The organism is Halomonas sp. (assembly GCF_033549285.1).
GTDB lineage: Bacteria > Pseudomonadota > Gammaproteobacteria > Pseudomonadales > Halomonadaceae > Halomonas.
Map to the genome: position 1 here is coordinate 37568 of NZ_JAWSUJ010000028.1, position 6570 is coordinate 44137.

Sequence of the window (6570 nt, forward strand, 5' to 3'; positions counted from 1 at the left end):
CAAGATGTTCAACACCACGGCCTGGAACCGGATCCGCTACGGGCTCTATGCCCCGGTCTACGACCTGGTGGCCGGGCGCGCCTTCCGCGGGGCCCGCCGCACGGCACTGGGCCAGGTGACCTGGCAACCCGGCATGCGGGTCTTGCTGGTCGGCGCCGGTACCGGGCTCGACCTGCCCTGGCTGCCGCGGGACGTCGAGCTGCACGCCACCGACCTCTCCCCGGCCATGGTCAGGCGCCTCGGGCGTCGCGCCGAGGGGCTGGGCCGGGACGTCCAGGCCGAGGTCATGGACGCCGAACGCCTCGACTACCCCGACGACCACTTCGACGTGGTGGTGATGCACCTGATCCTGGCGGTGATGCCCGACCCCGCGAAGGGGCTCGCCGAGGCCCGGCGGGTGCTGAAGCCGGAGGGCCAGCTCTGCGTGATGGACAAGTTCCAGGCCGACGACCGACCGGCCGGCCTGGCCCGACGCGGCCTCAACGCCTTCACCTCGGCCATCGCCACCGACATCACCCGCCAGGCCCGGCCGCTGCTGGAGGCGGCCGATTTCGTCATCGACCAGGACACGCCGGTGATGATGGGCTCGCTGTTCCGCGCCCTGGTGGCCCGCCCCGCCTGATCAGTCGGGACGCGCGACCCGCTCCCGGGGCGGCGAGATGGTGCACCAGACGCCGGCGATCACCACCAGGCTGCCGACCACCTGCACCGGGAGGATCTGGTCTCCCAGCCACCACCAGGCCCCCAGCATGGTGACGACCGGCAGCAGGTTGAGGTAGACCGCGGCCCGTGTCGGGCCGATGTCGGCCAGGGCGCTGTTGTAGAGCAGCAGCGCCACCACCGAGGGGAAGATGCCGAGATAGCCAAGCCCCGCCAGCTCGGCAGTGGAGAGGTTCGGCACCACCTGCCAGGCCCCCTCCAGCAGGGCGATGGGCGCCAGCGCCAGGTTGGCGATCACCAGCATGACCAGCAGCCCGCCGTAGCGCGGGAAGCGCGCCATGTGCTCCTTCACCAGCAGCGAGTAGCCCACCCAGACCAGCACCGCCAGCAGCATGATCAGGTCCCCCGGGTTGACCCCGCCGGGCACCAGCTCGGCGCCCTCCCCGGCGGTGATGACCACCACTGCCCCGCCCAGGGAGACCACCACGCCGAACCACTGCAGGGGGCGGAAGCGCTCGCCGAGCAGCAGCACGCTGAGCAGCAGGGTCGCCACCGGGATCAGGCTCTCGAGGATGGCGACGTTGGTCGCCGAGGTGAACTTCAGCGCCGCGTAGATCAGCGCATTGAAGAAGGCCACCCCGGAGAGCGCCAGCCCCAGCAGCGGCCGCCAATGGCGCCGGAAGACCGGCCAGCCGTGCCGGGCCTGGTGCCAGCCGAGCGGCAGCATGACCACCAGCGCGATGGCCACCCGACCCAGCGAGATGGTGAAGGGCGGCAGGCCCGCCAGGGCTTTGCCGACCAGGATGTTGCCGGAAAAGATCGTCACCACCAGCAGCAGGAAGAGGTGGGGCCGCAGCGCGCTCATCGAGCCTCCATGGCATGAGAGGGTCAGGCCAGCCGCTCCTCGCGGGGCGTGATGCCGAAGTGGTTGCGGTAGGCGGTGGAGAAGTGCGCCGCCGAGGAGAAGCCGGTATGAAGGGCGATCTCGCCGGCGGGGCGGTCGCTCTCGCGCAGCAGGCGACGCGCCTGCTGCAGGCGCAGGTCCAGGTAGTAGCGGCTGGGCACCGCCTGCAGGTACTTCTTGAACAGTCGCTCGAGCTGGCGACGGGAGATGCCCAGGTGCTCGGCCAGCTCGTGGGTGGTCAGGGGCTCCTCGATATTGGCCTCCATCAGCGCCACCGCCTCGGCCAGGCTCTCGGGGGCATGGCCGAGCCGTGAGCGCAGCGGGACCTGCTGGGGCTCGTCGCCCATGCGGATGCGCTCCAGCACGAAGTGCTCGGAGATGCGTTCGGCCAGCCGGGGGCCGTGCTGGCTGCCCACCAGGGTCATCATCATGTCCATGGCGGCGGTGCCACCGCCGCAGGTCAGGCGGTCGCGGTCGATCTCGAAGAGCTGGCGGGAGAGGCGCACGCGGGGGAAGGCCTCGGAGAAGGCATCGAAGCGCTGCCAGGGGAGCGTCGCCCGGTAGCCATCCAGCACCCCGGCCCGGGCCAGCACCTCGGTGCCACCGCCGATGCCGCCGAGCAGCACGCCCGCCCCGGCCAGCCGCTGCAGCCACTCGATGAGGGACCCGGGGACGCTGCCGGAGAGCGGGCCCGGCGCGCACACCAGCAGCAGGTCCAGGGGCTCATCCACCTCATTGATGCCCGCCTGGGGCATCAGCGCCTGCAGGGAGGCGCTGGCCACCGGGCCGGCGGCGCAGGCGAAGGTGGTGAGCCGATAGAGGGTGCGCCCCTCGAGGCGGTTGGCCACCGCCAGGGGCTCCGTGGCACAGGCCTGGGCCAGCAGGGAGAAGCCGGGCAGCACCACGACACCGACATGCCGCGTCGGTGACGTCGGACGAAGGGAAGCGAGGGGCTCGGGCATGCGGATCTGGCCTTGGGTGGGTGCCGGGGCTGGGCAAAGCCCCCATCTTACCCAAGGCCGGGAAGATCCACAGCCCCGCCGCGAGGAGAGGCCAGCGGCGACCGCCCGCCTATTGGGCGTTGCCGCTCAGCAGCAGCATGGCCGCCGCGAGGATCCCGAGCACCACGATGACGATGGGCAACACCCGGTGCAGCCCGTGGGAAGACTCTTTCGCCTCGGGCTGCTCCTCATCCGGCTCGGGATGCTCGAAGTCCTCGGGCTGGCTGACCTCCTTGAGATGCTGCAGTTCCTCTTCCGGCGTCTTGCTCTCCCGGGTATCCATGGCACACCTCCATTGGCTGGAACCGGCGTCCCGCGCCCCTGGCCGCTGCCGGAAACGCGGGCTCCTACAGGTTCACGACATCGAAGTCCGCCACCGGGTTCACATCGGCGTCGTAGTCCACGTCGTCGCGCTCGAAGCCGAACAGCTTCAGGAAGTCGTGCTTGTACCCGGCGTAGTCGGTGATCTCGAAGAGGTTCTCGGTGGTCACCTTCGGCCAGAGCTCCTTGCAGGCCTGCTGGACGTCATCGCGCAGCTCCCAGTCGTCCAGGCGCAGGCGGCCGGCCTCGTCGGTCTCGGCGCTGCCACCGTAGAGCTGCTCGCCGAACAGGCGGTTGAGCTGGTCGATGGTGCCCTCGTGCAGGCCCTTCTCCTTCATCACCCTGTAGACCATGGCGATATAGAGCGGCATCACGGGGATGGCCGCGCTGGCCTGGGTCACCACCGACTTGAGCACCGCCACGTTGGCGCCGCCACCGGAGGCCGAGAGGCGCTTGTCGATCTCGCCGGCGGCGCGGTCCAGGTCCTCCTTGGCCTTGCCCAGGGCGCCGTGCCAGTAGATCGGCCAGGTGATCTCGGTGCCGATGTAGCTGAAGGCCACGCTGCGGGCGCCCGGCGCCAGCACGCCGGCGCGGTCCAGGGCCTCGATCCACAGCTCCCAGTCCTCGCCACCCATCACCGCCCTGGTGTCCTCGATCTCCTGCTCGGTGGCGGGCTCCACCTCGGCCTCGATGATGGCGTCCTTGTTGGTGTCGATGGCGGTGGCGCGATAAGTCTCGCCGATCGGCTTGAGGCTGGAGCGCTTGAGCTCGCCGGAGTCCGGCAGCTTGCGCACCGGCGAGGCCAGCGAGTAGACCACCAGATCGACCTGGCCGAGGTCCTGCTGGATCAGCTCGATGGCCTTCTCGCGGGCCTCATGGGAAAAGGCATCGCCGTTGATCGACTTGCTGTAGAGCCCCTCGGCCTTGGCGAACCGGTCGAAGGCGGCGCTGTTGTACCAGCCCGCGGTGCCCGGCTTCTTCTCGGTACCCGGTTTCTCGAAGAACACGCCCAGGGTGTCGGCGCCGTAGCCGAAGGCGGCGGTAATGCGCGCCGCCAGGCCGTAGCCGCTGGAGGCGCCGATCACCAGCACCTTCTTCGGCCCGTTCGACTTGTCGAGACCGCGGGCACGGGTCGCCTCGATCTGCTCGAGCACGTTCCTCTCGCAGCCGACGGGGTGGGTGGTGGTGCAGATGAAACCGCGAACCTTGGGCTTGATGATCACGTCAGACCTCGTTGTTGTCCGGCGGACGGGACAACCGCTCCCGTCCGCATGGGGGAATGAAGGCGCCGGATGGCTGGATCGAAGGGACAGTGGGCGACATTCTAGCGGCCCCGGCGGCGGCTGTCCGCCCTTGAGGCGACCGCGCAGCTGGTGCAGGATGCTTGTCCCGAGCAACGCGTGTGGCAGGAGGGTAGCGATGGATGCACAGACGCTGGTCGACGAGCGCGGCGAGCTGTGGCTGGCGCTGGCCCCGTTGTGGCTGGAGCGCGAGCCCCGCGAGACCGACTATGCGCGCATGGTCGCGGTCATCCAGCGCCACGACCTGACCGTACGCGAGCTGGAGTGGGTCTTCCGCCTGGAGCTTGCCCCGGTCATGGCGCGCCACCAGATGTCGGTGGCCGGCGAGTGGCGCTCGTTCGACGACTACAAGCTGATGAAGCAGCTGGTGGCCCACAACCTGCGGCTCAACGGCTGGCGGCGCAAGAGCTGGGCGCTGTTCTCGGGGCTGACCACCATGATGACCCGGCACCGCTGGAACGAGCTGATGGGGCGGGTGCTGGTCGAACGCGGCGAGATGCCCTGACCCTCAGGGCTCGTCCAGGGCCTTCTCCAGCGCCTCGCGCAACGCCACCTCGCCGTCCCGGGGGGAGAAGCGGCGGATGACCCGGCCATCCCGGCCAACCAGGAACTTGGTGAAGTTCCACTTGATCATGCCGGTCCCCAGCACACCCGGTGCCTGGCGCTTGAGCTCGACGAACAGCGGATGGGCGCCGCGGCCGTTGACCCGGACCTTCTCCAGCAGCGGGAAGGAGACCCCGTACTCGTGCTCGGCGAAGTGACAGAAGTCCAGCGCCGATTCCGGCGACTGGCGGGCGAACTGGTTGCAGGGAAAACCCAGCACGGTGAAGCCCCGGTCTCGATAGCGGCAGTAGAGGTGCTCGAGGTCACGCAGTTGGGAGGTGAAGCCGCACTGGCTGGCCACGTTGACGATCAGCAGCACCTGGCCGCGCAGGGCACGGAGGTTGAAGGGCTCGCCGCTCTGGGTGCGGCATTCGTGGTCATGGATGGACATGGCTCGGGCTCGCTCTCTGACCCACTACGATGACACGCCGGCCCTTCACGCGCCAGCCCCGCCAGGGCCACGGCGCCGCCTCGGCAGCCGGCGGCGCACCTCCGCCACCCGCTGAGCCAGACGCCGCCGACGCTGGTGCCGCTCGGCCTCCTCGAGGGGCGCATAGGCCAGCCGCTCGAGGTCCTGGGCACACTCCTCGAGCGCCCGCCCCGCCGGCCCGGCCCGGGGCGCAATGCGCCGCAGGTGGGCGGCGGGAGATTCCCCGGAGAGGGCCCCCAGGCCGTGCCGGGCCAGCCAGGCCTGCAGGCTGCCCACCAGCCATCGCTCGTCACGCTGGCGCCGGTGATGGTGCCAGCCCCGACGCGCCAGCAGGACAAGACCCGCCGCCACGACCAGCACCACCACCAGGCCCAGCGCGGTGGTCACGGTACCGCGGCCGGGCAGCAGCGCATCCAGCCGGGCCCAGGCGTCATGCCACCAGCCCGCCAGCCGTGCCATCAGCGAGCGGCGCGACTCGCGCTGGTAGCCGACCACCCCACGCTGCCAGCGGTACTCCAGGCGCTCCCACTCCAGGCGCAGGCTGTTCACCCAGCCCACCTGGCGCATGCGCAGCGGCGAGAAGCGGGCATCCGCCAGGAAGGCCTCGGCGCCGTCATCGACCGCCTGGGCGCCCTGCTCGATGCGCTCCGGGGCGATAACCGCGGTGGGGTCCAGGCGCCGCCAGGCACCGTCGCGCCACACCTCCACCCAGGCGTGGGCATCGTAGTCTCTGACCGTGAAGTGGCCATCCGGGTGCCGCTCGCCGCCCAGGAAGCCCGCCACCACCCGCGCAGGGATGCCTGCCATGCGCGCCATCACGGCGGCCGCCGAGGCGTAGTGGGTGCAGTAGCCGGCCTGGCTGTCGAACAGGAAGTCATCGACGCGGTGCTCGCCGACCAGCCGGGGCGGCGAGAGCGTATAGCGATAGGGGGCCTCGCCGAAGCGCGCCATCATCGCCGCCAGATAGGCGTCCGGGTCGCCGTCGCCCTCCCGCCACAACCGCTCCGCCAGGGCCCGGGTACGGGGGTTGGCGCCGTCGGGCAGCAGGCGGTGCCAGCGAGACCCGACAGGGTCCGGGTGGGACGGCGGCGCCCCGCTGCTGGAGAGCCTCAGCAGGCTGCGCGAGCTCAGCGGGGTCAGCCCTTCCAGGGTGCCGTCGGCCAGGAAGCGCTGGCGGCTCTCGCTTGCCAGCGGCGTGCCCAGCGAGGGGCGCCAGGGGCGGCTGTCGGGCTCGAGCAGCAGCTCGGCGCTGAAGCGCGAGCCCTCCTGCGCCTGCCAGGGGGAGCGCGCCGCCTCGCGGACGAAGGCATCGACCGGGCGCTCCAGGGCGACGGCCAGCTGGTCCGGCGT

At 70.8% G+C, this 6570-nt stretch carries 8 protein-coding genes; 2 read left to right on the plus strand and 6 right to left on the minus strand.

Annotated features, from left to right (window positions below):
• Window positions 1–4: 4 nt before the first annotated feature.
• A complete protein-coding gene (locus tag SCI24_RS08490) occupies window positions 5–622 on the plus strand; it encodes a class I SAM-dependent methyltransferase (protein WP_318724987.1) in 618 nt (205 codons plus the stop codon).
• Here the strand turns inward: SCI24_RS08490 and SCI24_RS08495 are convergent, their stop codons facing one another.
• The 4 genes from SCI24_RS08495 to fabV form a co-directional block, all read right to left on the minus strand.
• Entirely contained in the window at window positions 623–1525 is a 903-nt protein-coding gene (locus SCI24_RS08495; RefSeq protein WP_318724988.1) for a DMT family transporter, read from the minus strand.
• Between the two features lie 23 nt (window positions 1526–1548).
• Window positions 1549–2526 (minus strand): GlxA family transcriptional regulator, encoded by a 978-nt coding sequence (locus SCI24_RS08500; protein ID WP_318724989.1) that lies wholly within the window; start codon window positions 2524–2526, stop codon window positions 1549–1551.
• 109 nt (window positions 2527–2635) lie between these two features.
• Complete coding sequence (locus SCI24_RS08505) at window positions 2636–2848, minus strand: hypothetical protein (protein ID WP_318724990.1); 213 nt, start codon at window positions 2846–2848, stop codon at window positions 2636–2638.
• Window positions 2849–2912: 64 nt separating this feature from the next.
• Entirely contained in the window at window positions 2913–4109 is a 1197-nt protein-coding gene (fabV, locus tag SCI24_RS08510; protein ID WP_318724991.1) for an enoyl-ACP reductase FabV, read from the minus strand.
• A 196-nt stretch (window positions 4110–4305) separates the two neighbouring features.
• Here fabV and SCI24_RS08515 point away from each other — a divergent pair, with 196 nt between their 5' ends.
• Entirely contained in the window at window positions 4306–4692 is a 387-nt protein-coding gene (locus SCI24_RS08515; protein ID WP_318724992.1) for a hypothetical protein, read from the plus strand.
• A 3-nt stretch (window positions 4693–4695) separates the two neighbouring features.
• Here SCI24_RS08515 and SCI24_RS08520 read toward each other — a convergent pair whose 3' ends face one another.
• Complete coding sequence (locus SCI24_RS08520; RefSeq protein WP_318724993.1) at window positions 4696–5181, minus strand: glutathione peroxidase; 486 nt, start codon at window positions 5179–5181, stop codon at window positions 4696–4698.
• A gap of 45 nt (window positions 5182–5226) precedes the next feature.
• Window positions 5227–6570, minus strand: a 1344-nt coding sequence (locus SCI24_RS08525; protein ID WP_318724994.1) for a transglutaminase-like domain-containing protein, incomplete at its 5' end; no start/stop codon positions are given.

Coding starts and splice junctions, on each gene's coding strand:
- SCI24_RS08500 (WP_318724989.1), bottom strand. CDS start 2,526: ATGCCCGAGCCCCTCGCTTCCCTTCGTCCGACGTCACCGACGCGGCAT.
- SCI24_RS08495 (WP_318724988.1), bottom strand. CDS start 1,525: ATGAGCGCGCTGCGGCCCCACCTCTTCCTGCTGCTGGTGGTGACGATC.
- SCI24_RS08520 (WP_318724993.1), bottom strand. CDS start 5,181: ATGTCCATCCATGACCACGAATGCCGCACCCAGAGCGGCGAGCCCTTC.
- SCI24_RS08505 (WP_318724990.1), bottom strand. CDS start 2,848: ATGGATACCCGGGAGAGCAAGACGCCGGAAGAGGAACTGCAGCATCTC.
- SCI24_RS08515 (WP_318724992.1), top strand. CDS start 4,306: ATGGATGCACAGACGCTGGTCGACGAGCGCGGCGAGCTGTGGCTGGCG.
- SCI24_RS08490 (WP_318724987.1), top strand. CDS start 5: ATGTTCAACACCACGGCCTGGAACCGGATCCGCTACGGGCTCTATGCC.